We start from the raw sequence: 26,800 nt of genomic DNA on the forward strand, positions 1-26,800 counted from the left end.
TGCGCGAAAAGAGAGAGGGAATGATCATGCCTGAGGTACTGATCGACCGCCCCGAACTCGAAGGCCTCGGCCAATACGAGTTCGGCTGGCACGACAGCGACAAAGCCGGAGAGACCGCGAAACGCGGGCTGAGCGAAGAAGTCGTTCGCAACATCTCGGCGCTGAAAGACGAGCCTGAATGGATGCTTGAACGCCGCTTGAAGGCGCTCCAGATTTTTGGTCGCAAACCGATGCCGACCTGGGGTGCAGACCTCACCGAGATCGACTTCGACAACATCAAGTACTTTGTCCGCTCGACGGAGAAGCAGGCCACCACGTGGGAAGAGCTTCCTGACGAGATCAAGGAGACCTACGAGCGTCTCGGCATCCCCGAGGCTGAGCGCCAGCGTCTCGTCGCGGGCGTTGCTGCGCAGTACGAGTCCGAGGTCGTCTACCACCAGATCCGCGAGGATCTCGAGGAGCAGGGCGTCCTCTTCCTGGACACCGACACTGCGCTCAAGGAGCACCCTGAGATCTTCAAGCAGTACTTCGGGACGGTCATCCCGTCGGGCGACAACAAGTTCGCGGCACTGAACACGGCCACGTGGTCGGGCGGCTCCTTCGTCTACGTCCCCAAGGGCGTCCACGTGGAGATCCCGCTGCAGGCCTACTTCCGTATCAACACGGAGAACATGGGCCAGTTTGAGCGCACGCTCATCATCGCCGACGAGGACAGCTACGTCCACTACATCGAGGGCTGCACCGCTCCGATCTACAAGTCGGACTCGCTGCACTCGGCCGTCGTTGAGATCATCGTGAAGAAGAACGCACGCGTGCGCTACACGACGATCCAGAACTGGTCCAACAACGTGTACAACCTCGTCACCAAGCGTGCGATCGCTGAAGAGGGCGCAACCATGGAGTGGGTCGATGGCAACATCGGCTCGAAGTACACCATGAAGTACCCGTCGATCTTCCTCACCGGCGAGCACGCTCGCGGCGAGACGCTGTCGGTCGCGTTCGCAGGCCCCGGCCAGCACCAGGACACCGGTGCGAAAATGATCCACCTGGCGCCGCACACGAAGTCGTCGATCCTCGCGAAGTCGATCGCGCGTGGCGGGGGCCGTTCCGGCTACCGCGGCGAAGTGCGGATCGAGCCGAACGCACACCACTCCGGCAACTCTGTTGTCTGTGATGCGCTCCTCGTCGACACGATCTCACGTTCCGACACCTACCCGGCCATCGACATTCGCACCGATGACGCGACTCTCGCTCACGAGGCGACCGTCACCCGCGTGAGCGAAGAGCAGCTCTTCTACCTGATGAGCCGCGGCATGACCGAAGAGGAATCGATGGCGATGATCGTGCGTGGCTTCGTCGAGCCCATCGCTCGCGAACTGCCCATGGAGTACGCCCTCGAGCTCAACAAGCTCATTGAGATGAGCATGGAAGGATCCGTCGGTTAACGATGACTACGCTTCAAACTGAACAGCATGGCGCGAAGGCGCACAGCGACGGCGACTGGGAGAACCGCGCTCCGGTCCAGACGCGCTCCGATCGCTTCAAGTCGACGAACGTCGCTGATTTCCCGGCGATCACGGGCCGTGAGGTGAACTGGAAGTACACTCCGGTTGCGGAACTCACCGCGCTTACGGGCGGCGAGCTTGAGGCGGGAGCCTCGGAGTCCGTGGTCTCCGACGTCCCCGGCGTCGAGATCACCTCTGTCCCGATGGATTCAGAGTTCGTCGGTCGCGCTGGCCTCCCCGAGGACCAGGCTGCGGCCAACGCCTGGGGCCAGGTTGGCACGGCACAGCGGATCCTGCTCACCAGCCAGGATCACCAGACCGTGACCATCAAGCGCAACGCACTCACGAAGTCGCCGACCGCGGCACACACAATCATCGAGGCTGCCCCGCAGTCCGACACCGTTGTGATTCTTGAGAACACCGGTGATGCGAACCTCACCGAGACCGTCGAGATCGTCGTCGGCGAGGGCGCGCAGCTCAAGGTGGTGTCGATCCAGGAGTGGAACGACGACGCAATCCACGTTGCGAGCCACAACGCGACCGTGGGTCGCGACGGCAATCTGCAGCACATCGTGGTCTCGCTCGGCGGGAAGATCGTGCGGGTCAACCCGTCGATCCACCTCGACGCCCAGGGCGCGAATGGTGAGGCGTACGGCGCGTACTTCGCAGACGCAGGCCAGCACCTCGAGCACCAGGTCTACATGGATCACAACGCTCCCCACACCCGCAGCCGTGTTGCCTACAAGGGTGCACTGCAGGGCGAGGGCGCACGCGCTGTGTGGATCGGGGATGTCCTCATCCGTCGCGTTGCAAGCGGCACCGACAGCTACGAAGAGAACCGCAACCTCACCCTCACAGAGGGCACGCGCGCTGACTCGATCCCGAACCTGGAGATCGAGACCGGCGACATCGAGGGTGCAGGCCACGCTTCGACCACCGGCCGCTTCGACGAAGAGCACATCTTCTACCTGCAGAGCCGCGGCATCTCCGAGGACGAGGCACGCAAGCTCGTTGTTCGTGGATTCCTCTTCGACGTGATTCAGCGCATCGGCAACGAGCAGATCGAGGAGAGGTTGCAGACCGCAATCGAGTCCGAGCTCGAGCAGAGCGTGCTTGCGTAATGGCACGACAGAAAGCGATTGCGCTGTCGGACCTCGTGCAAGACCAGGCCACCAGGGTCGTGCTTGACGGGGTTCCGATGGCGGTCGTGCTCGACAGCGAGGGCAAGGTGCACGCCATCGGCGACACCTGCACCCACGGCGAGATCAGCCTCTCCGAGGGCTTCGTTGACGGTGACACGCTCGAGTGCTGGGCCCACGGCTCCGCGTTCTCGCTGTGCACCGGTATGCCGCTCAACCTCCCGGCCTACGAGCCGGTCCCCGTTTACGTCGTCGAGATTGAAGACGGCGACATCTTCATTGACCCCACTGTTACGAAAGAGATTGAACTATGAGCTCCGTTCTCGAGATCAAGGACCTGCACGTCAGCGTTGAGACTGACCAGGGCGCCAAGGAAATTCTCAAGGGCGTGAACCTCACCATCAAGCAGGGTGAGACCCACGCAATCATGGGCCCGAACGGCTCGGGCAAGTCGACGCTGGCGTACGCCATCGCTGGCCACCCCCGTTACGAGGTCACGAGCGGATCGATTCTGCTCGACGGCGAAGAGGTCACCGAGATGGGCGTCGACGAGCGCGCACAGGCTGGCGTATTCCTCGCCATGCAGTACCCCGTCGAAATCCCCGGTGTCACCAACGCCAACTTCCTCCGCACCGCCAAGACCGCGATCGACGGCGAAGCGCCGGCGATCCGCACTTGGATGGGCGAGGTTCGCGAAGCCATGAAGAACCTCCGCATGGATGAGTCCTTCGCTGCGCGTAACGTCAACGAGGGCTTCTCGGGTGGCGAGAAGAAGCGCAACGAGATCCTCCAGCTTGAGCTCCTCAAGCCGAAGTTCGCTGTGCTCGACGAGACCGACTCCGGCCTCGACGTTGACGCACTGAAGATCGTCTCTGAGGGCGTCAACCGCGCCAAGGAGAACTCGGATCTCGGCGTCATGCTCATCACCGACTACACCCGCATCCTCCGCTACATCAAGCCGGACTTCGTGCACGTCTTCGTTGACGGCAAGATCGCCGAGCAGGGTGGACCGGAGCTCGCTGACCGGCTCGAGGCAGAGGGTTACGACCGCTTCCTCGTTGACGCCTAAGCATTAGGGCGTAGGCTACTCATATGAGCGAAGAGACCACTACGGAGACCGGCGCTGTTGCGACCGCCCCGGTCTCGATTGATCCTGATTTCCGTGAGCAGGCCATCGAGGCGTTGAAGAACGTCTCGGACCCTGAGCTCGGTGTCAACATTGTCGACCTCGGCCTCATCTACGATCTTGCGTACGATGAAGAGCACGACGCGCTGGTTATCTCGATGACACTCACAAGTGCGGGGTGCCCCCTCACCGATGTGATTGAGAACGACATCGCCGAGTCGCTCGACGGCCTCGTTGCAGCATTCCGCATCAACTGGGTGTGGATGCCGCCGTGGACGCCAGCGCGGATCACCGACGACGGTCGCGAGATGATGCGGGCCTTAGGCTTTAACATCTAGCAACCACCTGACCGGGCGGTATGGCTTTCGAGCCGTGCCGCCCGGTTCTGTTGTGTCGGGGGCCGCGCTGGGGACCTTGCCGGAGCCCGCCGAGCGCGCCCGGGCAGATCTCCTCAGGGTTTCACCCTAGAATAGGTAGGTTGCCCTGATCTGAGGGGCCCAAAAGCTACGAAAGAGTGTGAAGCCGTGATTGTTGTCGAAGATCTCGCGATCGACGTGGGCGCAAGGCGCCTCATGGGCGAGGTCTCGTTCCGCGTGCACCCGGGAGACAAGATTGGTCTCGTCGGGCGTAACGGTGCGGGCAAGACAACGCTCACGCGCACCCTGTCGGGGGAGTTGCAGCCCGCCGAGGGATCCGTGTCGATCACCGGCGAGCTTGGCTTCCTCCCGCAGGATCCTCGCACCGGCGACCCCGAACAGATCGCCAGGCACCGTATCCTCGATGCCCGCGGTCTCGGCACGATCACGAAGAACATGACCAAGGCGTCTGAGGAGATGGGATCCGACGATCCCAAGGGCGCCGAGAAGGCGATGAAGCGCTTCGGCAACCTCACCGACCGCTTCCAGGCGCTCGGCGGGTACGCCGCCGAGGCAGAGGCAGCATCGATCTCGCACAACCTCGGCCTGCCAGACCGAATCCTCGACCAGCCGCTGAAGACCCTCTCGGGTGGTCAGCGCCGTCGCATCGAGCTCGCGCGCATCCTGTTCTCCGACGCTGACACGATGATCCTCGATGAGCCCACCAACCACCTCGACGCCGACTCGATCGTCTGGCTGCGCGAGTTCCTGAAGACGTACAAGGGCGGCGTCATCATCATCTCCCACGATATTGATCTCGTGGGAGAGACGGTGAACCGGGTGTTCTATCTCGACGCGAACCGTCAGGTCATCGACGTCTACAACATGGGCTGGAAACTGTACCAGCGCCAGCGTGCCGCCGACGAGGAGCGCCGCCGTAAGGAGCGCACGAACGTCGAGAAGAAGGCGAGCGCCCTGAAGGATCAGGCTGCCCGCTTCGGCGCGAAGGCTTCGAAGGCCGCGGCCGCGCACCAGATGGTGGCCCGCGCAGAGCGCATGCTCTCAGGCCTCGACGAGGTACGCCAGGTGGATCGCGTTGCGAAGCTGCGCTTCCCGGACCCGGCGCCGTGCGGCAAGACGCCGATCATGGCCGAGGGGCTGTCGAAGTCGTACGGATCCCTCGAGATCTTCGCGGGCGTCGACCTCGCGATCGACCGCGGCTCAAAGGTCGTCATCCTCGGGCTCAACGGTGCGGGCAAGACGACGCTGCTGCGGATCCTCGCGGGCGTCGACAAGCCGGACACCGGCGACATCGTCGAGGGGCACGGCCTGAAGGTCGGCTACTACGCGCAGGAGCACGAGACACTCGACGTGAAGGCAAGCGTGCTGCAGAACATGGTGTCGGTATCGCAGCACCTCACCGAGACCGAGGCACGCAAGGTGCTCGGCTCGTTCCTCTTCACCGGCGACGACGTGTTGAAGCCGGCCGGGGTGCTCTCCGGTGGCGAGAAGACCCGCCTCGCGCTCGCCCGCCTCGTGGTGTCAAGCGCGAACGTGCTGCTCCTCGATGAGCCCACGAACAACCTCGACCCTGCCAGCCGCCTCGAGATTCTCGATGCGCTCGCGCACTTCACCGGCGCCGTCGTTCTCGTCTCGCACGATCCGGGCGCCGTGGAGGCGCTCAACCCCGAGCGCGTGCTCATCATGCCCGAGGGCACCGAAGACCACTGGTCCAAGGAGTACCTCGAGCTCATCGAGCTCGCGTAAGCGGCCCGTCGTGGGAGATCCGTTTCGTCGGATCTCTCAGTGAGCTGGTGACGGGCGCGAGTCGCTCTAGGGCGACGCAGTGGATCGGGGTGTCGACGTTGCGTCTCCGGGGGAGGGCGACGCAGCATCTTCCGCGGCAACCTCGCTCGCCGGGGTGAGGTGTGCAATGACGAAGGCGGCGCCATCGTTTTGCATGCCGTTGTCGTAGTAGGCGACGTGGCCAGACTCTTCCATGGCGAGCGTCGACTGGCAGATGAAGTCATCGGCCACGCAGAAGTCCCGCAGCCTGTCCTCGTATTCCTCGAAGCCGCCCGGCGGGCGGGGGAGTAGACCGTTGAGATCGGGATCGAAGGTCCCGTAACCGGTTGGGTCGCTCCCGACGAAGCGCGGGTTTCCGTACAGCACCACCGCGAGGAGTTGCTCTGTCGCGGCTTCGCTCAGCACACCGACGTTCGCTCCGACGAGTCTCGTCTCGGGTTCGGAGAGCGCATCTCCGATAACCAGCGCGCCCTGTGAGTAGCCGAGCAACACGGTTGCCTGTTCGGGGCAGGCCTCCGCCTGGACATTGAGCGTATCGATAAGTGTGCGCGCACCAAGCGTCCCGCCCGCATTGATTTCGGTGTCCGCCGGGTAGTCAAGATCCAGTCGCTCGACTTCGCCGGGGCGTGCCTCGGAGATCGCACGAGCCACGGGGGCGAGCAGCTGCTTCCGCTTCGGCTCGCCGGTGCCCCGGGCGGTGATGACGAGGTACGGCGAGCAATCCAGCGCATCCACGATAGGTTCCGGGAACGCCTCAGCGTCGTACGGATCGATGTCCTCGGGCGGAGCCGGCTCCGCCGTCACCTCCTGCAGTGCCTCCCGGGAAGTCGCGGCGTCCACTTCGGGTGCGCACCCGACAAGCAGTGCGGCTGCGATACACACGACCCCAACCGCGAGCACGCTCCGGCGACGGTCACGCATCAAGCAGCGCGTCCTCAACGTCAGAGTCGCTCGGCCCCTTACGGGTCTTGCGGGCCTTGGACTTCTTCTCCATCGCCAGCACTTCCTTGCTGCCAGCATTGAGGTTCTTGAACTCCTGCCGGGCGGCGTACCCGACGCCGATCCCAGCGATCAGGATGAAGACGTACCACTGCAGCGCGTACGACAGGTGCGGCCCCTCATCGCGCTCGGGCTTCGGGGGAAGCACCCCGTGCTCGGCTGCGGGGGACTCCGATACGAGCATCCCGTACGTGTTCGAGTAGATTTCACCGGTCATGCCTGTGACCTCGGCGATCTCCGGCACGTTGATGCTCGCGACGGTACGGCCAGCAGAACTGCGGCCGTCGACCTCGGGCTCGCTCGCACGCAGTCGCACGACGACATCGACGGTGCCCGTTGCGGGCCGGGGGAGCGTGTCGAGCACATCCTCCATGTCGGTACCGCTCGCGAGAACCCAGCCGCGGTCGACGAAGAACACTCGGCCGTCGGTGGTTCGGAACGGAACGATAATGTCTGCTCCCACTCCCTCGGGGCCGGGACGATTTCGCGACAGCACGGCATCGTCCTCGTAGCTGCCCTCGAGCGTGACGGTGAGCCACTTGTGCTGATCCACATCGAAATCTGAGGTGTTCGGCAGCGCTTCCGCGAGCGGGACAGGAGCCGCGTCGTAGTTGCGGTCGATCCGAGAGATCTCCGCGCGCGCCTGAGAGCGGCGATCGAATTGCCAGTTGCCCAGATACACACAGGCAATGGCGAACACGATGAACAGCGCAAAGTAGCCGAGCCACCGCCGCGAATACAGGAAGGACCAGCCCACACGTGTTTCACTCATCGAGCTCTCCTACTGTCACAATCTCGAGCGGAAAACTCCGGTCGCTAAGAAACGAGGCTAGTACGTCGCGGTGTTCGCCGCAGGCCAGCCACGTCTTCTTTCGGTCGGCGGTGTGGATCTTCGGGTTGCGCCAGAGCAGCGCCCAGACGGCCTCGTCCCTGCACCCCGCTCGCGAGCAGGTGTGCCGATGCTCGATGGGCGCACCCAGGTTGATCCCCGTGAACGTCATGATTGCTCCTCGCTCGGCTCGCCCCACTGCTCGGCATCTCCACTGCTCGTTGCCCCCTGGGCAGAGCGGCGCACCGGGTCAACGTCAACCACGAGGAGCGTATCGGCCACGCCGGGCTCCTCAGTTTCCCCGGTGGGTTCACCAGCAACCAGCTCGAGCGGGTCTGGGCTCGAGACGTCTTGCTCGCCACCATACGCGACGGCGTTGCCCACCATCACCGCGAACCAGGGAAGCGCAATCGCCCCCACGACCGGAAATACGATCCACCATCCGTTCACCCAGAAGAGTGAGAGCACGCAGGCGAGGCGCAGCGTCATGGCAATGAAGTACATGCGCATACGGTGAGCTCGATCCTCGGTCGGGTTCACGCCCGCCGAGGTGACCCTGTAGCTCGGCGTCTCGCCGCTCTTTCTTGGCATCGGCTCCCTCTTCAACATCCCTAGTTTACGGCTTCGACCGTGACAACGCCTGAGGATCGCGGTGCACCGTCACTACAGCGGAATCCAGGCTTCGCTAGGCTGATGTGCATGAACGCAACCATCACCCCGCGCACCGTGCTCATCACCGGCGGCAACCGCGGCATTGGCTTCGCCATTGCAGAACGCATGATCGCCGACGGCCACCGCGTCGCCGTCACCTCTCGCTCAGGTGAGGGCCCCGCTGGCGCCCTCACCGTGCGCGCCGAGATGACCGACACCGAGTCCATCGATCGCGCCTTCACCGAGGTTGAAGCACAGCTCGGTCCGGTCGAGGTGCTCGTCGCGAACGCCGGCATCACGCGCGACACGCTGCTGCTGCGCATGTCCGAGGAAGACTTCACCGATGTCATCGACACGAACCTCACCGGCGCGTTCCGCGTCGTGAAGCGCGCCTCGAAGGGGCTCCTCAAGCAGCGCTTTGGTCGTGTGATCTTCATTTCCTCCGTCGTCGGCCTGTACGGCTCGGCCGGCCAGGTGAACTACTCGTCGTCGAAGGCTGCGCTCGTGGGCTTCGCCCGCTCGCTCACGCGCGAGCTCGGTGGTCGCGGCATCACGGCGAACGTCATCGCACCCGGATTCATCGATACCGACATGACGGCAGTGCTGCCCGAGGCACAGCAGCAGCAGTACCTCGCGTCGATTCCCGCCGCTCGCTTCGGGCAGGTCGCCGAGATCGCCGGTGCTGTGTCGTTCCTCGCAGGCGACGACGCCGCATACATCTCCGGCGCGGTCATTCCCGTCGATGGCGGCCTCGGCATGGGGCACTAGCAGCCCTGCTGCGCCCACGGCGCCCACTAGCGTCTGCTGGGCCGCTGCCGCTGCCGCTGCCGCTGGCCCCACATCCATTCCGACCCGTGTTTTCTATTCCGGTCCCTGTGCGTGCTGCACAAGGGTCGGAATAGAAAACACGGGTCGTTTGGGGTGTTCGGGCGCAGCCAGGCAGCCAGGCAGCCAGGCAGCCAGGCAGCCAGGCAGCCCAGCGCGAGCTAGCTGAGCCGGTCGAGCAGCGGGATCGCGAGAGCAAGGTCATCCGCAATCGATACGTCCGCCTGCTCGGTGACGATGGGTTTGGCGTTGTAGCCCACACCGATCGCGGCGACCTCCATCATGCGCAGATCGTTTGCGCCGTCTCCGATCGCCATTGTCGCGCTCATCGGGATATCGCTCTCCGCGGCCCATTCGGCGAGCGCAACGGCCTTTGCCTCAGCGTCGATCACGGGCCCGAAAGTGCGCCCGGTGAGCTTGCCGTCGGCGATTTCGAGACGGTTCGCACGCCAGAAGTCGAGCCCGAGATCCTTCGCGATCGGGTCGAGGACCTCATGGAAACCGCCCGAGACCACCCCAACCTTGCCGCCCCGTGCGTGCACTGCGGCAACGAGTTCCCGGATCCCTGGGGAGAGCCGTACGCGCGCGTACGCCTCGGCGAACACCGTGTCCGGCGTGTCGCGGAGGGTCGCAACGCGCTCCGTGAGGCTCTCGGCAAAATCGAGCTCACCACGCATCGCGCGTTCAGTCACCTCTGCCACTCGCTCGCGGGTTCCCGCGGCGTCGGCGAGGAGCTCAATGACCTCGTCTTGGATGGTTGTGGAATCGCAGTCGAGAACGACGAGTGGGGTAACGCTCATAGCCCCAGTCTAGAGATAGGCTTGACGGTATGACGACCGTGCTGAGCCTCACTGACGCGAGCTACATTCGCAATCGCCGCCCGATTCTCGACAACGTGACGTGGCAGGTTGACGACAGCGAACGGTGGGTCATTCTCGGCCCGAACGGAGCCGGGAAGAAGACGATCCGCAAGCTCGTCACCGCCAATGATTTCCCCACAACGGGAACCGTCGACGTGCTCGGCAACCGCCTGGGGAAGATCGACATCTTCGAGTTGCGTTCGCGTCTGGGTTTCGTGTCGAGCGCTACCGCCCGTCGCATCCCACCCAACGAGCTTGTGCGCGATGTCGTACTCACGGCCGCGTACTCCGTTGAGGGCCGCTGGAATGAGCAGTACGACGAGATCGATGTGCGCCAGGCTGATCGAGTCCTCGCCGAGTGGGATCTTCTCAGCCTCGCGGACCAGGCCTTCGGCACGCTGAGTGACGGGGAGCGGAAGCGCACCCTTATTGCTCGCGCGGTGATGACGGATCCCGAACTGCTGCTGCTCGACGAGCCGAGCGCGAGCCTGGATCTCGGTGCGCGCGAGCGACTCCTGCAGATGCTCTCAGGGTTCGCCCAGTCACCGTACTCACCCGCGATGGTGATGGTGACCCACCACGTTGAGGAGATCCCTCCCGGCTTCACGCACGTGCTGCTCGTCAACGACGGGAAGGTGCAGGCTGCCGGCCCGATCGCGGAAACGCTCACGGCCGAGAACCTTGAGGCCACGTTCGGCATGCCGTTCGAGCTCACGATCAGCAACGGCCGCTACGCTGCAACATCCCGCCCAGCCACCGCCTAATCGCCCGGTTTCCCGACACGCTGCACGAAACACGCAGCAAACGGGCACACGAGCGGTTTGGATCTGTTAATATTGATCCTTGGTGCGGTGACGCCGCAAGACTTCTGCGCTCGGCATTTCCGCCGATTCAGCGAGACGCAACAATATCGAAGGACAGTCATGAAGACCGAGATTCACCCCGAGTACAACGCCATCGTGTTCCGCGACCTTGCGTCGGGGGAGACCTTCCTCACGCGCTCGACCCTCACGAGCGACAAGACCATCGAGCTCGACGGAGCAACCTACCCGGTTCTCGACGTCGAGATCTCGAGCGCTTCGCACCCGTTCTACACGGGTAAGCAGCGCATCCTCGACTCCGCAGGTCGCGTCGAGAAGTTCAACCAGCGCTTCAAGGCCTTCGGCGCCTAAGCAGCTGCGCAGCCGAACGGCTGACGCGAAAGGGCGGGCGATCCATTTGGATCGCCCGCCCTTTCGTTATATCTACAGGGTCTCGAGCGGCGACGGCTCCGCTGCTACGGGCGCACCGGCCAGTCACCGTCAGCGACGAAGTTCGGATCGCGCACGCGCCGCATGTACTCCTGGAAGTTCTCGGCTTGAGCCTTGGCCCATCCGACCTGTGCGGCGTGGATCTGCTCGAGCTCATCTGGCAGCGTGCCAGCGTACTTGCGCGCGAGCTGCTGCATGACCTTTCCCGAGGCGATCGCGTCTTCGCCCGCATCGTGGGCGTTGCCCAACTCGACGCCATAATGCTCGGCGACAGCGACAAGGGTGCGCTTGCCCTTCCGGAAGCGGTCGAGCTGCTTGTCAATGACGAGTGGATCGAGGACGGGCGCAACATCGCCCTCGGCGACGCCGTACCGGCGCTGCTCGGAACGCAACAGCGAGAGGTCGTAGGGCGCGCTGTAGACGACGAGGGGGAGACCTCGGTCGATCATCTGCGCGATGCGCTCGGTGATCTGCTTGACACCGACGGCGGCGTCAATGCCGCTTGAGCGCGCAACCTCGGTCGTGATGCCGTGGACGCGGACAGCGGCGTCCGGGATTTCAACGCCCGGATTGAGGAGCCAGTCGTAGCGTTCGGTCACCTCGCCGTGCTCGCTCAAGATCGCGAGCGTCGCGCTCACAATCCGTGAGGTGTCGGTCTCGACCCCCGTGGTTTCGGTGTCGAACACGGCCAGCTGTGCAGCCCAGAGGGGGAGTACGTCATTCACGATGATCCTTTCGCCTGCTTCGATAGTAGCGATAGCCACGGACATCACATTGCCCCGCGCGTGTGCAGATGAGTGCCAGGGTGCTGGCGGTAGCATCGTCTCTGTGCCAGAACACCCTCCCACACTCGTCCCCACGCTCGGTATCGACACCCGCGACTGGGTGTACGGTGACCCCGCAGGAACCCCCATCGTGCTTGTGCACGGCTTCCGGGGCGACCATCACGGCCTGCAGGGGATCGCGCAGGCCCTCGCCGCAGTTGAGCCCACTCTGGCCATTCACGTCCCCGATCTTCCTGGCTTCGGCCAGACCCCCGCGATTCCCGGGCGCGCCCACGAGCTCGCCCTCTTCGGTGAGTGGCTTGTCGCCTTCACCGAGGCAGTCGCGCCCGACGGCGGAATGATCCTCGGCCACTCCTTCGGGTCACTCGTGGTGAGCTCCGCGCTCAGCCAGGGCGCGCGCTCGGCGCGCACGATCCTCATCAACCCAATCTCCGCTCCGGCGCTCGAGGGCCCGCAGGCATTCCTCACGCAGCTCGCCATCCTGTACTACCGCGCCGCAGATGCGCTTCCCGAACGCGCCGCGAAGTCACTGCTCGGAAACAAGCTCATTGTCCGGGGGATGAGCGAGGTCATGGCGAAGACGCGCGACCGTGAGCTGCGGGCGTGGATTCACGATCAGCATCATCAGTACTTCTCGGAGTTCGCCGATTCGCGGTCGCTCCTCGACGCCTTCAAGGCATCGGTATCGCACACGGTTGCCGAGCACGCAGCAGCGTATGACATGCCGACCCTGCTCATCACCGGTGAGCGGGACGACATCACGCCCCTCGCCAAGCAGCTGGACCTGCAGCGCCTGCTCGATGACGCCGAGCTCCTCATCCTGCCCGGCACGGGGCATCTGGTGCACTACGAGGCCGTCGCAGACACCGTCGCCCGGATCTCACAGTTTGTTCGCCCGAACACCCACGCAGCCGACACCGCCGCGTCGGAGCGCAGCGCGTGAGGCTCACGCGGATCGACGACCTCAGCCTCCCCGAACTCGCCGATTTCACCCAGCTCACTGATGTTGCGCTCAGGCGCGTTCGCGAACCTGCTGAGGGGCTCTACCTCGCAGAATCCCCGAAGGTGATCGAACGGGCACTGCGAACGGGGCACCGCCCGCGTTCGCTCCTGATCGTGGAGGAGTGGCTGCCGAGTGTCGAACGGATGCTCGCAGACTACCCGGATGTTCCAGTGTACGTTGGTGCGCCTGCGCAGCTCGAACAGCTCACCGGGTTCAACATGCACCGCGGTGCACTCGCGTCAATGCACCGCCCCGAGCCGCTCGATCCCGAGGAGTTGCTGCGCACCTCCAAGCGGGTCGTTGTGCTCGAGGATCTTGCCGACCACACCAACGTGGGGGCCGTCTTCCGCTCGGCGGCGGCACTCGGTGTCGACGCGGTACTACTCACTCCGGGCTGCGCTGATCCGCTCTATCGGCGCGCGGTGCGCGTGAGCATGGGAGCCGTGCTGCAGGTACCGTGGGCCAGGCTGCCCGATTGGCGCGAGGCTGGACCACTGTTTCGCGAGACCGGTTACGAGCTCACCGCCTTCGCACTGCGGGACGACGCGCAGGATCTCGCGGAGTTCGTGGACGACCTCCCGGAGAAGCTCGCGCTGATGTTCGGCACCGAGGGCCCCGGCCTGAGCAAGCGCGCGCTCGCGTCGGCGAGCCGCTCGGTGGTAATCCCGATGGAGCACGGCGTTGACTCGCTCAACGTCGCAACCGCCGCTGCACTGGCCCTATGGGCGGTGCGGACCGGAGATTCTCGGGTGGGACGTGAGAGGATCAGCGCGAAGGGGGGAGACGTATGAGTATGCCTGTCGCATCTAATGCGCATCGTCGCCTCCGGGTGCTCTGGATTCTGCTGTTCTGGGTGATTATCGGCGCCGGCGCCTACATTCTTGGCGTACTGAGCTCGACCGGCCAGGCCGTGGAGGACAACCTCCTCACCGCGTCCGAATTCAACCCGCATCCGCCGGCCCCGCTGAGCCTCGTTTCACCGTTCGCAATCGCCGTCGCGCTCATCGCACTCGGACTCATCGCCCTGTGGGTGCACGGCATCGGGAGAGCACTCACAGTGACCCTCGTTCCTGCCGTGGCGATCGTTGCCTCGCAGCTCTTGAAGTCTGAGGTGCTCGGCCGACCCGAACTGCTGACGCTCGCCGCCGAGAACTCATTCCCGAGCGGGCATATGACTGTCTTCGCGACCGTGGTTGGCGCAGCGATCTTTGCCGTACCCAGCCGAATCCGTGCGATCATCGCCGCCGGCGGCGCAGTGCTGCTCGGCGTCGTGAGCTGGCAGCTGCTGGGCTACGGGTGGCACCGCCCGAGCGATGTCTTGGGGGCGCTTGCACTCGCAGTGGCCGGGTTCGCAGGCATCACGATGTTCACGAGGCTTGATCGCCCCCCGCGCGCCTGGTTTCTGCGCACGGTCTCCGTCGGGCTCGTCATCGTCGGGTGGCTCGCTGCCGGCGGGGCCCTCATTCTCACGCTGATCGCCTGGCAGAGCGACAACGCGGATCGGATGCTCAGCGCTGGTCAAGCCGGCAGCATCGGGCTCTCACTGCTCGCAGCGCACTCACTCCTGCGGCTCGCTATTCTCGCGTACTCGCCGAAGGCAGGATGAGATTCCGCCTCTGGTGAAGTGCCGCCCGGCACGCAGCAGTGAAGAAATGCGGGGGAGTGCGTCTCCAGCAGCGCTGCGAGCAAGTAGCTTGGGAGCATGAAACCTTTCGCGCTGCAGACACGTGACCTGGTGCTAGACGAGATCACGGCGGCAGACGCCCCGCTCATTGCGCGCTACTGTAGCGAGCCCGTGTTCGAGCGCTTCATGTCGACGCCATGGCCGTACACGACGGCTGATGCCGATTCGTTTGCGGGGGAGTACGTCCCCGGCGCATGGCGGACCGGCAGCGAGTGGACCTGGGCCATTCGTGAACGCACTGGCAGTGAGCTTCTGGGGGTCATTGGGCTGCGGCTGCCCAGCGGCATGCTGGGATTCTGGCTGGGGTCTCCGCACCGCGGGCGACAGATTATGTCAGCTGCCACAGAAGCCGTCGTTGCGGCCGCTTTCGCACGCACCGATCTCGAGGCCGTGAAGTGGGAGGCGCACGTCGGCAACGTGGCGTCGCTGGGCACCGCAGAACGCGCTGGCTTCACCTACACCGGAGAACGGCCCGGAAGCATTCCCAGTCGAACTGGCGATCCCGTCCAGTCTTGGACGGCCGAGATTCGTCGCGGTGAGGGCCAAGAGCCAAAACCGGGCTGGCCCGCGTAGTTTCACGCAGCCTCACACAGTCTCACGTGGCCTCACGCATTCGCTGATAATCTATATTATGTCAGGTCACCGGTCAGCGCTGCCCCTCGACGTGCACAGACCGCCCGCAGCCCCACCCGGCCCCTTGCCCGCGGTACACAACGAACCTAGAGTGAATGGAGACAGCCCGCGGGCCTCAAGCCTCGCCCCGCGGTCTACATTGGAGGTTCCATGCCCACCGAAGCCGCCACCACGCACGGCAGCGACCACCCAGTCCACGAGACCCCGGTCCGTGGCGTCAGGGTGAAGAGCCGACGGCGGGTTCGCCGATTGCTGGGTTGGCTCTGGGTCACCCTGGTGCTGACGTCACTCATCGCGGGCAGCCTATTTGCCATCACCGGCTATCGCGACTGGAGCGATCTCCCCGGCATCGTACTCATCCCCATACTTGGCGGAGCCATCGGCATCCTGCCGTACTGGTTCATGGCGGGCCGGTTCATCCTCACCAAGGACGAGGGCTGGGAGCTACCCGACTCCCCCAGCGCAGCAAACTCGGACGCACCGGACGCCGCAGCCGCAGGTCCCGGAACGAGCACCGTGGCAGACGCGACCGCAGGCCCGCACTCGCAGTGACGCGCGAGCACCCTCTCCCCCTGCGACACGCCAGACTTGCCCCACGATCAAGCAGTGGGCAAACTCCATCGTCGCAGCAATGGCACATCTGCACAACTCCTGTCGCCTAAACGATTCGGCCTATCCATGAGCGCTTCCTAACAGTAGCTTGGACCTGTAACCCCATTGCCGTCGTTTTGACGGAGCAAAGGAGACACAGGGCACCATGCCAGATTCTGAACATCAGTTTCCCCGCACGCGCAAGATCACCGCGCCTGCCCCGCCACCCGTCCCCCACCCGGGGCTCCTTCCCGGAATCGGCGTCGAGCAAACCGGACTCCGCTTCCCCACCAACTGGATGGTCCTCAGCGTCACGTTCACTCTCACCATCGGGGTCATAGCCTGGGCGTTCATCGCACCAGACAACCTCGCCGCAGTCGGCGCGGCATCACTCGCCTGGGTGACCGAACACTTCAGCTGGATGTTCGGCGCACTCGCGGTTGCGGTTGCGCTGTTCATGCTCGTTGTCGGCTACGGCCGCACGGGCGGTATCCGCCTCGGCGCGGACGACGAGGAGCCGGAGTTCTCGACCGCTTCCTGGGTCTCGATGCTCTTCGCAGCCGGCCTGGGTATCGGCCTGCTGTTCTACGGGCCGCTCGAACCACTCACCTACTTCCTGAACCCCGCGCCAGGGCTCGACGTCGATCCCGGCAGTGCCGAGGCCGCTCTCCCCGCGCTCGCGCAGACGGTGCTGCATTGGGGACCCATCGCCTGGGCCTTCTACGCCCTCGTCGGCGGCGCGATCGCCTACAGCGCCTACCGTCGCGGCCGCGCCCCGCTCATCTCGGCGCTCTTTGAACCGGTCTTCCCGGGCAGCAGCCACAAGGTGCTTGGCCGCATCATCGATGTGTTCGCGATCATCGTGACCCTGTTCGGCACCGCCGTTTCGCTCGGCATCGGCGCTCTCCAGATCGAGAGTGGCTTCCGCATGGTCACGGGCCTCGGCCCGATGGGCAACACGTTCCTCGTCGGGGCGATCGCGATCCTCACCTCGCTGTTCATCGCGTCTGCGGTGTCCGGCGTGAAGCGCGGCATCCGTCGCCTGTCGAACCTGAACATGATCCTCACCGGTGCGCTCGGCCTGTTCGTGCTCATCGCCGGCCCCACCGTCTTCATCCTCAACTTCCTGCCAGCCTCGCTCGTCGAGTTCATCGGCCAGCTCCCCACGATGCTCGCCCGCAATCCGAACCAGGGCGCGGAGACCGCAGAGTTCCTCGCGAGCTGGACGACGTACTACTGGGCCTGGTGGGTCTCGTGGACGCCATTCGTCGGCATGTTCATCGCGAAGATCTCGCGCGGCCGCACGCTGCGCGAGTTCGTCACCACGGTCGTGCTCGTGCCGTCGGCGATCGTGGTCGCCTGGTTCGTCATCTACGGCGGCACTGCGATCTCGATGACACTGGGCGGCGAGGATCTGCAGACCGGCGGATCCGGCGAGGCTGTGCTCTTCGAAATGCTCGAGCGGCTCCCCCTCGCCATGATCACCGCGGTGATCGCAATGGTCGCGGTTGTCGTGTTCTTCGTGACGGCCGCGGACTCAGCCTCGATCGTGATGGCCTCGATGTCGCAGGCGGGCAGGCCGGAGCCCTCGCGGTGGGTGACGATCCTCTGGGGGCTGCTCCTCAGCCTCATCGCAATCTCGCTGCTGCTCGCGGGCGGCCGCGACGCGCTCTCCGGGTTGCAGTCGCTCATGGTCGTCTCGGCGCTGCCGTTCGCGTTCATCGTAATGGGCATCATGGTGGCGTGGGCGAAAGATCTGCAAACCGATCCCTACATCATCCGCCGCACGTACCCTCGCGCCGCCATCGCACAGGGCGTGCGGCGCGGGATCGACGAGTACGGTGATGACTTTGTCTTCGGCACGAGCGAAGTGCCCGCCGACGAGGGCGCGGGTGCGGGCTTCGACAGCACGGATCCAGCGCTCACCGACTGGTACGTCGATGCGACCACTGGGCCGATCGAGCGCGTCACCGCTGAGGACGTGCAGCGCACGCTCGAGCCCGGTCGCATCCAGCCTCCCGGCCCACCGCGCCCCGGAAACATCGCCTCGGGTGATGCCGCACTCGTCGTTGGCGAGCAGCAACCGGAGCCAGGGCCGGTCACAGCGGCAGCTGCAGGCGACGCCGGCGAGGCTGAATTCACCGAGTCCGAGCGGGCCAGAGAGGACCGCGCCGAGCATGGAGTGCCCGAAGATCCGCCGAAGGGCCGTCACGGTGACATTGCCGATGCCGAGGGCCCAGACGACTCGGAGGGCCGCTAGACCTCGGACGCGCACGGCTAGCTCCGTGCGATCCGCCGCCGCGTTCCGCCGACCAGGAGGAGCGCGGCGGCGGCCGCTACGCATGTCGCCGCTAACGGCTGACTACGCGCAAGCAAGTGAACCGCGGCCGCCGCGACGCTCGCGTAGAGCAGCGCAACGGCGCGCCACAGCAGCTGGAAGATGATGCCCGGGTCGCCGGCCGGGCTCGAGATTGGCGTGGTTGCGACCAGCACGGGAAGCGGCCCCTTCAGCGAGTTGAACGCGCGCGCTGCGACGGCGACGAGTCCGACGAGGCACGCACCGAGGATGGATCCTCCCCCGATCGCGCCGCCGATACTCACGAGCAGCAGCGCAGTGACGGTCGGAAAGGCGGCGTGCAGCGCGAAGAGTCGCGGTGTGGCGACGCCGTAGAGCGCGGGCGCCCCAGCCGCAACAGCGGCGTGCCGGAAGCCGTCAGTGAGCGCCGACAGCGCCAGATAGCCGCCGAAGCCGGCGAGGAAGGCACACACCGCAACCGAGACACCGCTCGAGAGGGTCGCGCTGCCCCAGCTCCCCAGCGCACCACACGTCGCGAGCGCAGCGCACGCGACGGCGAACCGCACCGGGGTTCGCGCCGCACCGACCAGGTCGCGAACGAAGAACAGCGGCACCAGCGGCAGTCGACGGATCGCCCGTGCGGATCGCAGCCGAGAAGGATCCGCTCTGACGGAGCCAAGCGCGGTCGCGAAGTCACCGAGTCCCGCCGAGTTCCCCGCACGGTCCCACGCAGCGGCCTGCGTGCCGAGTGCGGCCGGAAGCAGCCTGTCGAGCATCCGGGGTACCGTGCAGGTCGCTGCGATGGCGGTCAGTCCGAGCAGTGTGACCGCGAGCGTCGAACCGGGAGCGATCGATTGAGTTGCCCCTCCGCCGATGTCCCCGTTCTGCGCAGCCACTGTCCCCGCGAGACCCCACGGAGTGAACGGCACAGCGAGGAGGTGACTCACCGCGACTGCCAGCGCGACTCCTGCGGCAAGCATCCAGGAACGACGGTCGAGCACCTGGCCCCACAACCATGCACACGCACCAAGCAGGGCGACCGCTCCCCCGGCCAGGCCGGCGCGGAGGATCACGCCGGTGCCGCCGCCACTTGCGACTCCCACGAGCACGCCGATCCAAACACATGCGAACGCGAGAACGAGCGCCGACCAGACGAAGTACCGCCTGAGCGCGTCACGAGCCCACAGCGGGCCGGCTGCCAGCAGCGTCACCCAAAAGGGACCTGGCGCAACGGGGCCGCGCACCGCACCGATGCCGGAAAGCACGACAAAGGCACCCCCGACAGCAACCGCGGCGATCTGCCAGTCGTGGCCACGTGCAATATTCTCCCGGAACCAATCGGTCGCGGAGGGCGAAGCTGCGGCGACGACGAGCGACCGGGCGATGGGAAACACCGCTGTGACGGTCGCGAGGGCCAGCGCATACAACAGGTATCCCCTGTCGCTGCCGCTCCGTCGCGCTCCGCGGGCACGGAACCGCTTGCGCACCCTGCGGAGCAGTGCACCTGCTGCGATCGTGTTCACGCTCCCATGGCCCCGAGCTGCACCGTGCGGGCGCCCGAATCGCGCACAAGCTCGCTGCTGTGCGTTGCCATGAGCACCGCGGTTCCCGCTGCGGCGCGATCCCGGAGGATCGCGGCCAACACAGCCCGCCGGTCGGCGTCAAGCCGCTGCTCAGGCTCGTCAAGCACGAGCACCGTACTCGGGCGAATCAGTGTGAGGCACAGCGCAAACAACTGCTGCTGCCCGGAGGAGAGCTCGTGTGGAAACCGGTTCACGAGTGCCCCGAGCCCCATCTGGTCGAGAATGTCCACGGCACGGGCAGCTGCCTTGGCCGCGGAGTCGTTCCACGAGAGCGCAACGAGTTCCAGGTGTTCTCCGAGCGTGAGATCCCTGGCAAGCGGCGGGGAACCGATCAGCACGGCAAGCGCGCTCCGAAAGCTCGCGTCCAGGGGCTGCGGGGCTTGGCCGTGCACGGCCAATGCGCCGTCAGAGAGAGGAACGAGTCCGGCACAGGCGCGCAGCAGGGTCGTTTTCCCCGAGCCGTTTGGTCCTCGCACCGCGACAATCTCTCCCGCGAAGACGCTGCAGGTCGTCGGGGGCAGCAACACCTCGTTGTCGATCGCAACGGTAGCGGCGCGAGCGCGCAGTGACGGCGGCGGCGCGGCATTACCCATGCCCCCAGGCTAACGGACAGGTCCCTTCCCACTAAGCTTGCCGCCATGTACGTCAAGATCTGTGGCCTCCGTGAGCCCGCACACGCAACCCGTGCCGCCGCGAACCAGGCGGATGCGGTCGGGGTCGTCATGAGCGAATCAAGTCCACGCCACGCCACCGAGGAGCAGGCCGTCGCAGTGATCGACGCCGCGAAGCGTGAGCGGCCAGACATCGACACCGTGCTCGTGGTACGCGAAATGCCAGCGGCGATTGCTGCAGCAACGGCCGCCCGCCTCGGGTTCGACGTGCTGCAACTCCACGGCCGCTACAGGCGCGAAGACTTTGCCGCAGCGGCGGCGATCCACCCGAGGGTATGGCGAGCGGCCAGCCTCGCGGACGTCCCCGATCTCCGTGCCGGCGCCTACGGCGAGGACCGGCTACTCGTTGACAGCGCCGTCGCGGGATCGGGCGAGCCGTGGGACCTCGAGCTCATTGAACAGGCGGAGCTCGGCGCAGACTGGCTCCTGGCCGGCGGCCTCTCCCCCGACAACGTCGCGGACGCCATCGCTACCGCCCGTCCAGGCGGGGTCGACGTGTCCAGTGGCATCGAGTCTGCGCCCGGCGAGAAGAGCTTGGATCTCATCTCACGGTTTATCGCAGCGGCGCGCGGCGCGTAAGCACACCGCGCCCGCAGGCGCGTCAGGCGTGTGAGCCGGCTGCCTGGGTGGCATCCACCCAGGACTGCAGTTTCGCTTCAGCCGCGCCGGAATCTATGACGGATTCGGCAAGCTCGAGCTTGTCTCGCAGCCGCGAAAGCAGCGGTGTCTCGACCGAGTCGGGCTGCGCGGCAATATCGTACGCAACCAAGCCTGCTGCGGCGTTGAGCAGCACGATGTCACGCACAGGCCCCTTTTCGCCGCCAAGGACACGCCGAACGACATCTGCATTTTCTTCGGGAGTTCCACCGATAAGCGAAGAAATATCGGCCCGTGGAATTCCGAGGTCGCGCGGTTCAAGGTCGTGTTCGGTGAGCCCGCCCCGACTGACTTCCCAAATTCGCGAGTGACCCGTCGTCGTCAGCTCGTCGAGACCATCGTCCCCGCGGAAGACGAGGGCTGACGCCCCACGCAGGCGGAACACGCCGACGAAAATTGGGACTCGGTCGAGATCCGCCACGCCGACAGCCGACGCTTCTGGACGCACCGGGTTGCACAGCGGCCCGAGGAAATTAAAGACCGTGGGGATGCCCAACTCCGCGCGTGGCGCGGCGACGTGCTTGAACCCCTGGAGGAAGCGTGAGGCGTGTACGAAGGCGATTCCGGCGCGCTCAAACGACCGAGCAAGCTGGTCAGCATCGAGCTGCAGGTTGATCCCGAGCGAGGTAAACACGTCAGAGGAGCCCGACAAACTACTGGCGGCCTTGTTGCCATGCTTCACCACGGGTGTCCCCGCAGCCGCGGCAACAATTGAGGCCATCGAGGAAATATTGACGGTTCCAAAGCGGTCTCCCCCTGTTCCCACAATATCGAGGGACATAATGGGCAGTTTGATTGGCGCGGCCTCGTCGAGAATCGCGTCACGGAAACCGATGACTTCCTCAACGGAAACCCCCTTGGACTGCAGCGCGACGAGGAATCCGCCAATCTGAGCGTCTGTCGCCTCGCCGGTCATGAAACGGGCCATGGCCCACTCCGCCTGGGAAACACTGAGATCCTCCCCCGCGAGGAGGGTCGAAAGAATTGCTGGCCAAGTCCGGTCTTCAGTCATGAGACAATCCTAGTGACGACACGCCGCGCCCCGGGCGAAGTGGTCCACGAATGCGAGCAAGCGGGGTAGGCTGTAACGGTATTTTGCACAGATTATTCGGCGCGCCGAGCATCAGTGAAAATCCACACCAAACTTTCAGCCATAATGGAAGGGTGACAACGACCACTATGAATACCAAGTCAGCCGTGCCCGCGGTGAAGCGACCGAACGGCGTCGCCGTAGGCACGATCGTGTGGCTCGGCAGCGAGGTCATGTTCTTCGCTGGCCTGTTCGCGATTTACTTCACGCTTAGGGCCATGAACCCAGAGTTGTGGGCCGAACAGACCTCGAAGCACAACTTCACCTTTGCGCTTATCAACACGTCCATCCTGGTGCTCTCCTCGTTCACCGCACAGGCGGGCGTTTTCGCCGCTGAGCGGATGCAGCCGCGGCGCACCGGATGGAGCCCAGCTAAGTGGGGAACCGTTGAGTGGTTCTTCCTCACGTTCTTCATGGGCGCCATCTTCGTCGCGGGCCAGTCCTACGAGTACGCGGTCTTCGTCTCCGAGGGTGTCACCCTTGCGAGCGATCCATACGGCTCGGCGTTCTACCTCACGACCGGCTTCCACGGAATCCACGTGACCCTCGGCCTCTTTGCCTTCCTCCTCGTGATCGGCCGCATCTACGCGGTGAAGAACTTCACGCATAAGGAGGAAACGACAGCCATCGTCGTGTCCTACTACTGGCACTTCGTTGACATCGTTTGGATCATCCTCTTCTACATCATCTACGTCATTAAGTAGAGTCAGGAGCAATAGACACCATGGCTCGCGCCAAGAAGAACTCCGCAAAGACCGGGCGTCGCCACCCGCTTGCCACCGCAGCACTGCTCGCGGTTGGACTCGTCGTGACCGGTGCTGCCTACGCAGGCATCAGCACGACTTCCGCTACCGCTGAGGTGGATCTCACCTCACCCGCTGTCATCAAGGACGGCGAGAAGCTGTTCGCTGCAAACTGCGCAACCTGCCACGGCATGGGCGCAGAGGGAAGTGGCGAGGACGGCCCCTCGCTCATTGGCGTGGGCGCAGCATCCGTGCACTTCCAGGTTGGCACCGGCCGTATGCCGCTCGCCTTCCAGGGCCCCCAGGGCATGGTGAAGCCTGCACAGTTCACCGAAGAGCAGACACTCCAGATGGCCGCGTACGTTGCTTCGCTCGCCCCCGGCCCCGCACTCCCCGACGCACAGCACCTCGCTGGCGAAGGTGACGCGGCACGCGGTGGAGAGCTGTTCCGCATCAACTGCGCAATGTGCCACAACGTTGCTGGCGCAGGTGGCGCGCTGACTCAGGGCAAGTGGGCTCCCCCGCTGACCGGTCTCGAGCCGACGCACATCTACAACGCAATGGTTACCGGCCCGCAGAACATGCCTGTCTTCAGTGATTCAAACATCACGCCGGAGCAGAAGGCCGACATCATCACGTACCTCAAGTACATCGAGAGCAAGCCTTCGATCGGTGGATTCTCGCTCGGGTCGATTGGCCCCGTCGCGGAGGGTCTGTTCATCTGGATCATCGGCCTCGGCTCGATCGTCGCACTCACTGTTTGGGTCACCGCGAAGTCCAACTAGTCTCACGACTGGTTGACCACGCACAGTATCTACACTTTTCAGGAATCAAGGAGCAAAATGGCAGAGGAAGCGAAGAGCAGCGGCGGCGATAGCGCCGTTGTTGCCGCCCAGAGCCACGGCGCTGATATGTCTTCGGCTGGCGCCGCAGTCATCTCGAGTGACGCCGTGCAGAACCCGGGCCTTCCCCCGCACCGCAAGCGTGTGACGGAGCTGGATCCGAAGAAGGAAAAGAGCGCCGAACGGGCGGTCTACTCACTCTTCTATCTCTCAATCGTTGGCAGCCTGGGGTCGGTGCTTGCCTACATGTTCTTCCCGATCGAGACCGGTGAGGAAATGGCGATTCGCCTCCACACCGTCTTCGTCGGGTCGGGCATGGCACTTGCGCTCCTCGCGCTCGGCATCGGCGCCGTCCACTGGGGCAAGGCACTCATGTCGGACGTCTAGGCGATCGACGAGCGTCACCCCGCGCCGAGCGACGAGGAAACTCGCGTCGCCGCGGCAGAGGTGTTCAAGGTCGCTGACGAGGAGTCGGGCTTCTCGCGCCGCACCCTCGTTCGCAACAGCCTCTTCGGCGCGCTGATCGCATTCCCGCTGCCCGGCATCACGCTCCTGCGTAGCCTTGCACCGCAGGACATCGATCCGGTCGAGGTACTCAAGCACACCATGTGGGAGAAGGGCATCCGCCTCGCACGCGACAACGGCGGCCACAAGATCGGCGAGCCGATCCGTGCAGCTGACGTCACCATTGGCTCCGTCTTCCACGTTGTCCCCGAGAACCTCGGCACTGCCAAGGACCTCATCAACGAGAAGGCTAAGGCGATCGTCTTGCTCATCCGTCTCGATGAGAAGGACCTCAAGGAGCGCCCCGAGCGCAAGGACTGGTCGTACAACGGCATCGTCGCGTACTCCAAGGTGTGCACGCACGTTGGTTGCCCGGTTGCTCTGAACGAGCAGCACACGCACCACCTGCTCTGCCCCTGCCACCAGTCGCAGTTCGACGTCGCAGACGAGGCGAAGGTCATCTTCGGCCCGGCTAAGCGTCCGCTGCCGCAGCTTCCGATCACTGTCGATGCTGATGGCTACCTCATCGCACGCAGCGACTTCACTGAACCTGTTGGTCCGAGCTACTGGGAGCGCCTCAAGTGAGCACCGTAACTGAAAAGCCGACTCAGCAGAGCGGTTCAAGCACATTCACCGCTAAGGCGGCGAACTACATCGACGAGCGCACCAAGGCCGGCGTCGCGGTCAAGGAGTTTGGCCGCAAGGTCTTCCCCGACCACTGGTCGTTCCTCCTCGGTGAGGTCGCGCTCTACAGCTTCGTTGTGATCCTGCTCTCGGGCACGTTCCTGACGCTGTTCTTCCAGGCCACCATGGCCGAGGTTGTTTACGACGGCCCCTTCGTTCCGATGAAGGGCATCGAGATGTCGGCCGCTATGGCTTCGACTGTCGACCTGTCGTTCTCGGTACGCGGCGGACTCCTCATGCGCCAGGTGCACCACTGGGCCGCGCTGCTCTTCGTAGCGTCCATCGGTCTGCACATGCTCCGCATCTTCTTCACCGGTGCGTTCCGCAAGCCGCGTGAGCTGAACTGGGTTATCGGTTTCGTGCTCTTCATCCTCGCGATGGCAGAGGGCTTCACCGGCTACTCGCTCCCCGATGACGTCCTGTCGGGTAACGGCCTCCGCATCATCGACGGCCTGCTGAAGTCCTTCCCGGTCGTTGGCACCTGGCTCTCGTTCCTCTTCTTCGGTGGCGAGTTCCCGGGTGTTGACATTGTCGGCCGCCTGTACATGCTCCACATCATGGTGCTTCCCGCACTCGTGATCCTGTTCGTCGCACTGCACCTCATGTTCGTGGTCATCCACAAGCACACGCAGTACCCCGGCGCAGGCAAGACTCAGGGCAACGTTGTTGGCTACCCCGTCCTGCCCGCGTACGCGGCGAAGGCTGGCGGCTTCTTCTTCATCGTCTTCGGTGTGATCGTGCTGATCGCGACATTCTTCGGAATCAACGCGGTCTGGATGTATGGCCCGTATGACCCCTCCCCTGTTTCCGCTGGTACTCAGCCTGACTGGTACATCGGCTTTGCTGATGGCATGCTCCGACTGATTCCGCCGGGGTGGGAGACTGAGTGGTTCGGCTACACCTGGTCCTGGAACATGCTCGTTCCCGTGATCATCATGGGTGGCTTCATCGTTCTCGTTGCGATCTACCCCTTCATCGAAGCGTGGGTTACCGGCGACAAGCGTGAGCACCACATCCTTGACCGCCCGCGCAACGCGCCGACCCGTACCGCTATCGGTGCAGCCGGTGTCACGTTCTACGCCGTCATGTGGGCCGCAGCGAGCTCCGACCTCATGGCAACGCACTTCCAGCTGTCGATTGAAGGCGTGATCCACACGCTCCAGGCGCTGCTGATTGTTGGCCCGATCGTCGCGTACTTCATGGCGAAGCGCATCTGTCTCGCGCTCCAGAAGAAGGATCGCTCGATCGCGCTGCACGGCTACGAGTCGGGACGCATCGTCCGCATGCCAGGCGGCGAGTTCGTCGAGGTTCACAAGCCGGTCAGCGACTACGAGCGCTGGGAGCTTGTCAGCTACCACGACTACGCACCCGTCATGCTTCGTCCGAACGACGACGGCCGAATCCCCTTCGGGAAGCGTCTCCGTGCAGGCTTCACGCGCTGGTTCTTCGAGGACCGCATCGTGCCGCCGACACAGGGCGAAATCGAGCAGAGCAAGGAGGAGGGCCACTAAGCCTCTCCGACTCTGACAGAACCCCCACTGAGCCTTTGCTCAGTGGGGGTTCTTCGTTTCTCCATCGCTCGGAGGCCGGTCGCCCCGGCGCGGCAACTACGTTACGAGTGCCGCGGTGAGTGGTACAGGCAAGGGGCGCAACGAGCCTTCCATGCCTGAGACGAAGCGGGGTGGCGC

The 26,800-nt window shown here is 64.7% G+C and carries 28 protein-coding genes and 1 pseudogene; 20 read left to right on the forward strand and 9 right to left on the reverse strand.

The annotated features are described in order from the left end of the window. Nucleotides 1-26: 26 nt before the first annotated feature. The 6 genes from sufB (at nucleotide 27) to AUL38_RS05340 (ending at nucleotide 5,893) form a co-directional block, all read left to right on the forward strand. A complete protein-coding gene (gene sufB, locus AUL38_RS05315) occupies nucleotides 27-1,445 on the forward strand; it encodes a Fe-S cluster assembly protein SufB (protein ID WP_059059872.1) in 1,419 nt (472 codons plus the stop codon). 2 nt (nucleotides 1,446-1,447) lie between these two features. Then, nucleotides 1,448-2,626: a Fe-S cluster assembly protein SufD gene (sufD, locus tag AUL38_RS05320; RefSeq protein ID WP_059059802.1), complete on the forward strand. Its 1,179-nt coding sequence runs from the start codon at nucleotides 1,448-1,450 to the stop codon at nucleotides 2,624-2,626. Next, nucleotides 2,626-2,958, forward strand: a complete 333-nt coding sequence (locus tag AUL38_RS05325; protein WP_059059804.1) for a non-heme iron oxygenase ferredoxin subunit — start codon at nucleotides 2,626-2,628, stop codon at nucleotides 2,956-2,958. The genes sufD and AUL38_RS05325 overlap by 1 nt, the downstream gene beginning before the upstream one ends. Further along, nucleotides 2,955-3,713 (forward strand): Fe-S cluster assembly ATPase SufC, encoded by a 759-nt coding sequence (gene sufC, locus AUL38_RS05330; RefSeq protein ID WP_059059810.1) that lies wholly within the window; start codon nucleotides 2,955-2,957, stop codon nucleotides 3,711-3,713. The genes AUL38_RS05325 and sufC overlap by 4 nt, the downstream gene beginning before the upstream one ends. Before the next feature lie 23 nt (nucleotides 3,714-3,736). Next, a complete protein-coding gene (locus tag AUL38_RS05335) occupies nucleotides 3,737-4,108 on the forward strand; it encodes a metal-sulfur cluster assembly factor (protein ID WP_059059812.1) in 372 nt (123 codons plus the stop codon). Between the two features lie 186 nt (nucleotides 4,109-4,294). Next, nucleotides 4,295-5,893 (forward strand): ABC-F family ATP-binding cassette domain-containing protein, encoded by a 1,599-nt coding sequence (locus AUL38_RS05340; protein WP_059059813.1) that lies wholly within the window; start codon nucleotides 4,295-4,297, stop codon nucleotides 5,891-5,893. A gap of 66 nt (nucleotides 5,894-5,959) precedes the next feature. Here the strand turns inward: AUL38_RS05340 and AUL38_RS05345 are convergent, their stop codons facing one another. The 4 genes from AUL38_RS05345 to AUL38_RS05360 are packed head-to-tail and all read right to left on the reverse strand — an operon-like array spanning nucleotide 5,960 to nucleotide 8,351. Next, nucleotides 5,960-6,853, reverse strand: coding sequence for a cutinase family protein (locus AUL38_RS05345; protein ID WP_059059815.1), 894 nt, complete (start codon nucleotides 6,851-6,853; stop codon nucleotides 5,960-5,962). Next, nucleotides 6,846-7,703, reverse strand: a complete 858-nt coding sequence (locus tag AUL38_RS05350) for an SURF1 family protein (RefSeq protein ID WP_059059817.1) — start codon at nucleotides 7,701-7,703, stop codon at nucleotides 6,846-6,848. Before AUL38_RS05350 ends, AUL38_RS05345 begins: the two co-directional genes overlap by 8 nt. Further along, complete coding sequence (locus AUL38_RS05355) at nucleotides 7,696-7,932, reverse strand: hypothetical protein (protein WP_059059819.1); 237 nt, start codon at nucleotides 7,930-7,932, stop codon at nucleotides 7,696-7,698. The genes AUL38_RS05350 and AUL38_RS05355 overlap by 8 nt, the downstream gene beginning before the upstream one ends. Further along, on the reverse strand, nucleotides 7,929-8,351 hold the full coding sequence (locus tag AUL38_RS05360) for a DUF3099 domain-containing protein (protein WP_059059821.1): 423 nt from the start codon (nucleotides 8,349-8,351) through the stop codon (nucleotides 7,929-7,931). Before AUL38_RS05360 ends, AUL38_RS05355 begins: the two co-directional genes overlap by 4 nt. A gap of 108 nt (nucleotides 8,352-8,459) precedes the next feature. Here AUL38_RS05360 and fabG point away from each other — a divergent pair, with 108 nt between their 5' ends. Next, nucleotides 8,460-9,179, forward strand: a complete 720-nt coding sequence (gene fabG / locus AUL38_RS05365) for a 3-oxoacyl-ACP reductase FabG (RefSeq protein ID WP_059059824.1) — start codon at nucleotides 8,460-8,462, stop codon at nucleotides 9,177-9,179. A 218-nt stretch (nucleotides 9,180-9,397) separates the two neighbouring features. Here fabG and serB read toward each other — a convergent pair whose 3' ends face one another. Further along, a complete protein-coding gene (gene serB, locus AUL38_RS05370) occupies nucleotides 9,398-10,036 on the reverse strand; it encodes a phosphoserine phosphatase SerB (RefSeq protein ID WP_059059825.1) in 639 nt (212 codons plus the stop codon). Between the two features lie 29 nt (nucleotides 10,037-10,065). Between serB and AUL38_RS05375 the strand changes: the two genes are divergently transcribed. Both AUL38_RS05375 and AUL38_RS05380 read left to right on the forward strand, forming a co-directional pair. Then, nucleotides 10,066-10,860, forward strand: a complete 795-nt coding sequence (locus AUL38_RS05375) for an ABC transporter ATP-binding protein (protein ID WP_059059827.1) — start codon at nucleotides 10,066-10,068, stop codon at nucleotides 10,858-10,860. Between the two features lie 159 nt (nucleotides 10,861-11,019). Further along, nucleotides 11,020-11,268 carry a type B 50S ribosomal protein L31 gene (locus AUL38_RS05380; RefSeq protein WP_059059830.1) on the forward strand — a complete coding sequence of 83 codons (249 nt, stop codon included), beginning with the start codon at nucleotides 11,020-11,022 and terminating at the stop codon, nucleotides 11,266-11,268. A gap of 104 nt (nucleotides 11,269-11,372) precedes the next feature. Here AUL38_RS05380 and AUL38_RS05385 read toward each other — a convergent pair whose 3' ends face one another. After that, nucleotides 11,373-12,071 carry an exonuclease domain-containing protein gene (locus AUL38_RS05385; RefSeq protein WP_059059834.1) on the reverse strand — a complete coding sequence of 233 codons (699 nt, stop codon included), beginning with the start codon at nucleotides 12,069-12,071 and terminating at the stop codon, nucleotides 11,373-11,375. Between the two features lie 103 nt (nucleotides 12,072-12,174). On the opposite strand from AUL38_RS05385, the gene AUL38_RS05390 reads away from it, so the two are divergent. The 6 genes from AUL38_RS05390 to AUL38_RS05415 all read left to right on the forward strand — a co-directional run bounded on the left by AUL38_RS05390 (nucleotide 12,175) and on the right by AUL38_RS05415 (nucleotide 18,302). Continuing rightward, complete coding sequence (locus tag AUL38_RS05390) at nucleotides 12,175-13,074, forward strand: alpha/beta fold hydrolase (protein WP_059059835.1); 900 nt, start codon at nucleotides 12,175-12,177, stop codon at nucleotides 13,072-13,074. Continuing rightward, a complete protein-coding gene (locus tag AUL38_RS05395; RefSeq protein ID WP_059059840.1) occupies nucleotides 13,071-13,925 on the forward strand; it encodes an RNA methyltransferase in 855 nt (284 codons plus the stop codon). Before AUL38_RS05390 ends, AUL38_RS05395 begins: the two co-directional genes overlap by 4 nt. Continuing rightward, complete coding sequence (locus AUL38_RS05400; protein ID WP_235590618.1) at nucleotides 13,922-14,740, forward strand: phosphatase PAP2 family protein; 819 nt, start codon at nucleotides 13,922-13,924, stop codon at nucleotides 14,738-14,740. Before AUL38_RS05395 ends, AUL38_RS05400 begins: the two co-directional genes overlap by 4 nt. Nucleotides 14,741-14,836: 96 nt before the next feature. Beyond that, on the forward strand, nucleotides 14,837-15,391 hold the full coding sequence (locus tag AUL38_RS05405) for a GNAT family N-acetyltransferase (RefSeq protein WP_059059845.1): 555 nt from the start codon (nucleotides 14,837-14,839) through the stop codon (nucleotides 15,389-15,391). 210 nt (nucleotides 15,392-15,601) lie between these two features. Beyond that, complete coding sequence (locus tag AUL38_RS05410) at nucleotides 15,602-16,003, forward strand: hypothetical protein (RefSeq protein WP_059059847.1); 402 nt, start codon at nucleotides 15,602-15,604, stop codon at nucleotides 16,001-16,003. Nucleotides 16,004-16,208: 205 nt separating this feature from the next. After that, nucleotides 16,209-18,302 (forward strand): BCCT family transporter, encoded by a 2,094-nt coding sequence (locus tag AUL38_RS05415; RefSeq protein ID WP_083506623.1) that lies wholly within the window; start codon nucleotides 16,209-16,211, stop codon nucleotides 18,300-18,302. A 17-nt stretch (nucleotides 18,303-18,319) separates the two neighbouring features. On the opposite strand, the gene AUL38_RS05420 is transcribed toward AUL38_RS05415, so the two are convergent. Both AUL38_RS05420 and AUL38_RS05425 read right to left on the reverse strand, forming a co-directional pair. Further along, nucleotides 18,320-19,861 carry a hypothetical protein gene (locus tag AUL38_RS05420; protein ID WP_059059849.1) on the reverse strand — a complete coding sequence of 514 codons (1,542 nt, stop codon included), beginning with the start codon at nucleotides 19,859-19,861 and terminating at the stop codon, nucleotides 18,320-18,322. Further along, on the reverse strand, nucleotides 19,858-20,514 hold the full coding sequence (locus AUL38_RS05425; protein ID WP_059059851.1) for an ATP-binding cassette domain-containing protein: 657 nt from the start codon (nucleotides 20,512-20,514) through the stop codon (nucleotides 19,858-19,860). The genes AUL38_RS05420 and AUL38_RS05425 overlap by 4 nt, the downstream gene beginning before the upstream one ends. 45 nt (nucleotides 20,515-20,559) lie before the next feature. On the opposite strand from AUL38_RS05425, the gene AUL38_RS05430 reads away from it, so the two are divergent. After that, a complete protein-coding gene (locus AUL38_RS05430) occupies nucleotides 20,560-21,171 on the forward strand; it encodes a phosphoribosylanthranilate isomerase (protein ID WP_059059852.1) in 612 nt (203 codons plus the stop codon). 22 nt (nucleotides 21,172-21,193) lie between these two features. Here the strand turns inward: AUL38_RS05430 and trpD are convergent, their stop codons facing one another. Further along, a complete protein-coding gene (gene trpD, locus AUL38_RS05435; RefSeq protein ID WP_059059854.1) occupies nucleotides 21,194-22,261 on the reverse strand; it encodes an anthranilate phosphoribosyltransferase in 1,068 nt (355 codons plus the stop codon). A 167-nt stretch (nucleotides 22,262-22,428) separates the two neighbouring features. Between trpD and AUL38_RS05440 the strand changes: the two genes are divergently transcribed. The 4 genes and pseudogenes from AUL38_RS05440 (at nucleotide 22,429) to AUL38_RS05455 (ending at nucleotide 26,623) form a co-directional block, all read left to right on the forward strand. Next, nucleotides 22,429-23,043 carry a heme-copper oxidase subunit III gene (locus AUL38_RS05440; RefSeq protein WP_059059857.1) on the forward strand — a complete coding sequence of 205 codons (615 nt, stop codon included), beginning with the start codon at nucleotides 22,429-22,431 and terminating at the stop codon, nucleotides 23,041-23,043. Between the two features lie 20 nt (nucleotides 23,044-23,063). Beyond that, a complete protein-coding gene (locus AUL38_RS05445; protein WP_059059862.1) occupies nucleotides 23,064-23,867 on the forward strand; it encodes a c-type cytochrome in 804 nt (267 codons plus the stop codon). Between the two features lie 57 nt (nucleotides 23,868-23,924). After that, nucleotides 23,925-25,013: pseudogene (locus tag AUL38_RS05450) on the forward strand (Rieske 2Fe-2S domain-containing protein). Continuing rightward, nucleotides 25,010-26,623 carry a ubiquinol-cytochrome c reductase cytochrome b subunit gene (locus AUL38_RS05455; protein WP_059059864.1) on the forward strand — a complete coding sequence of 538 codons (1,614 nt, stop codon included), beginning with the start codon at nucleotides 25,010-25,012 and terminating at the stop codon, nucleotides 26,621-26,623. Before AUL38_RS05450 ends, AUL38_RS05455 begins: the two are co-directional and overlap by 4 nt. Nucleotides 26,624-26,800: the final 177 nt, after the last annotated feature.

Origin of the sequence: Leucobacter sp. G161, from assembly GCF_001482305.1 — a bacterium.
In the GTDB taxonomy this organism is placed as follows: Bacteria; Actinomycetota; Actinomycetes; order Actinomycetales; family Microbacteriaceae; genus Leucobacter.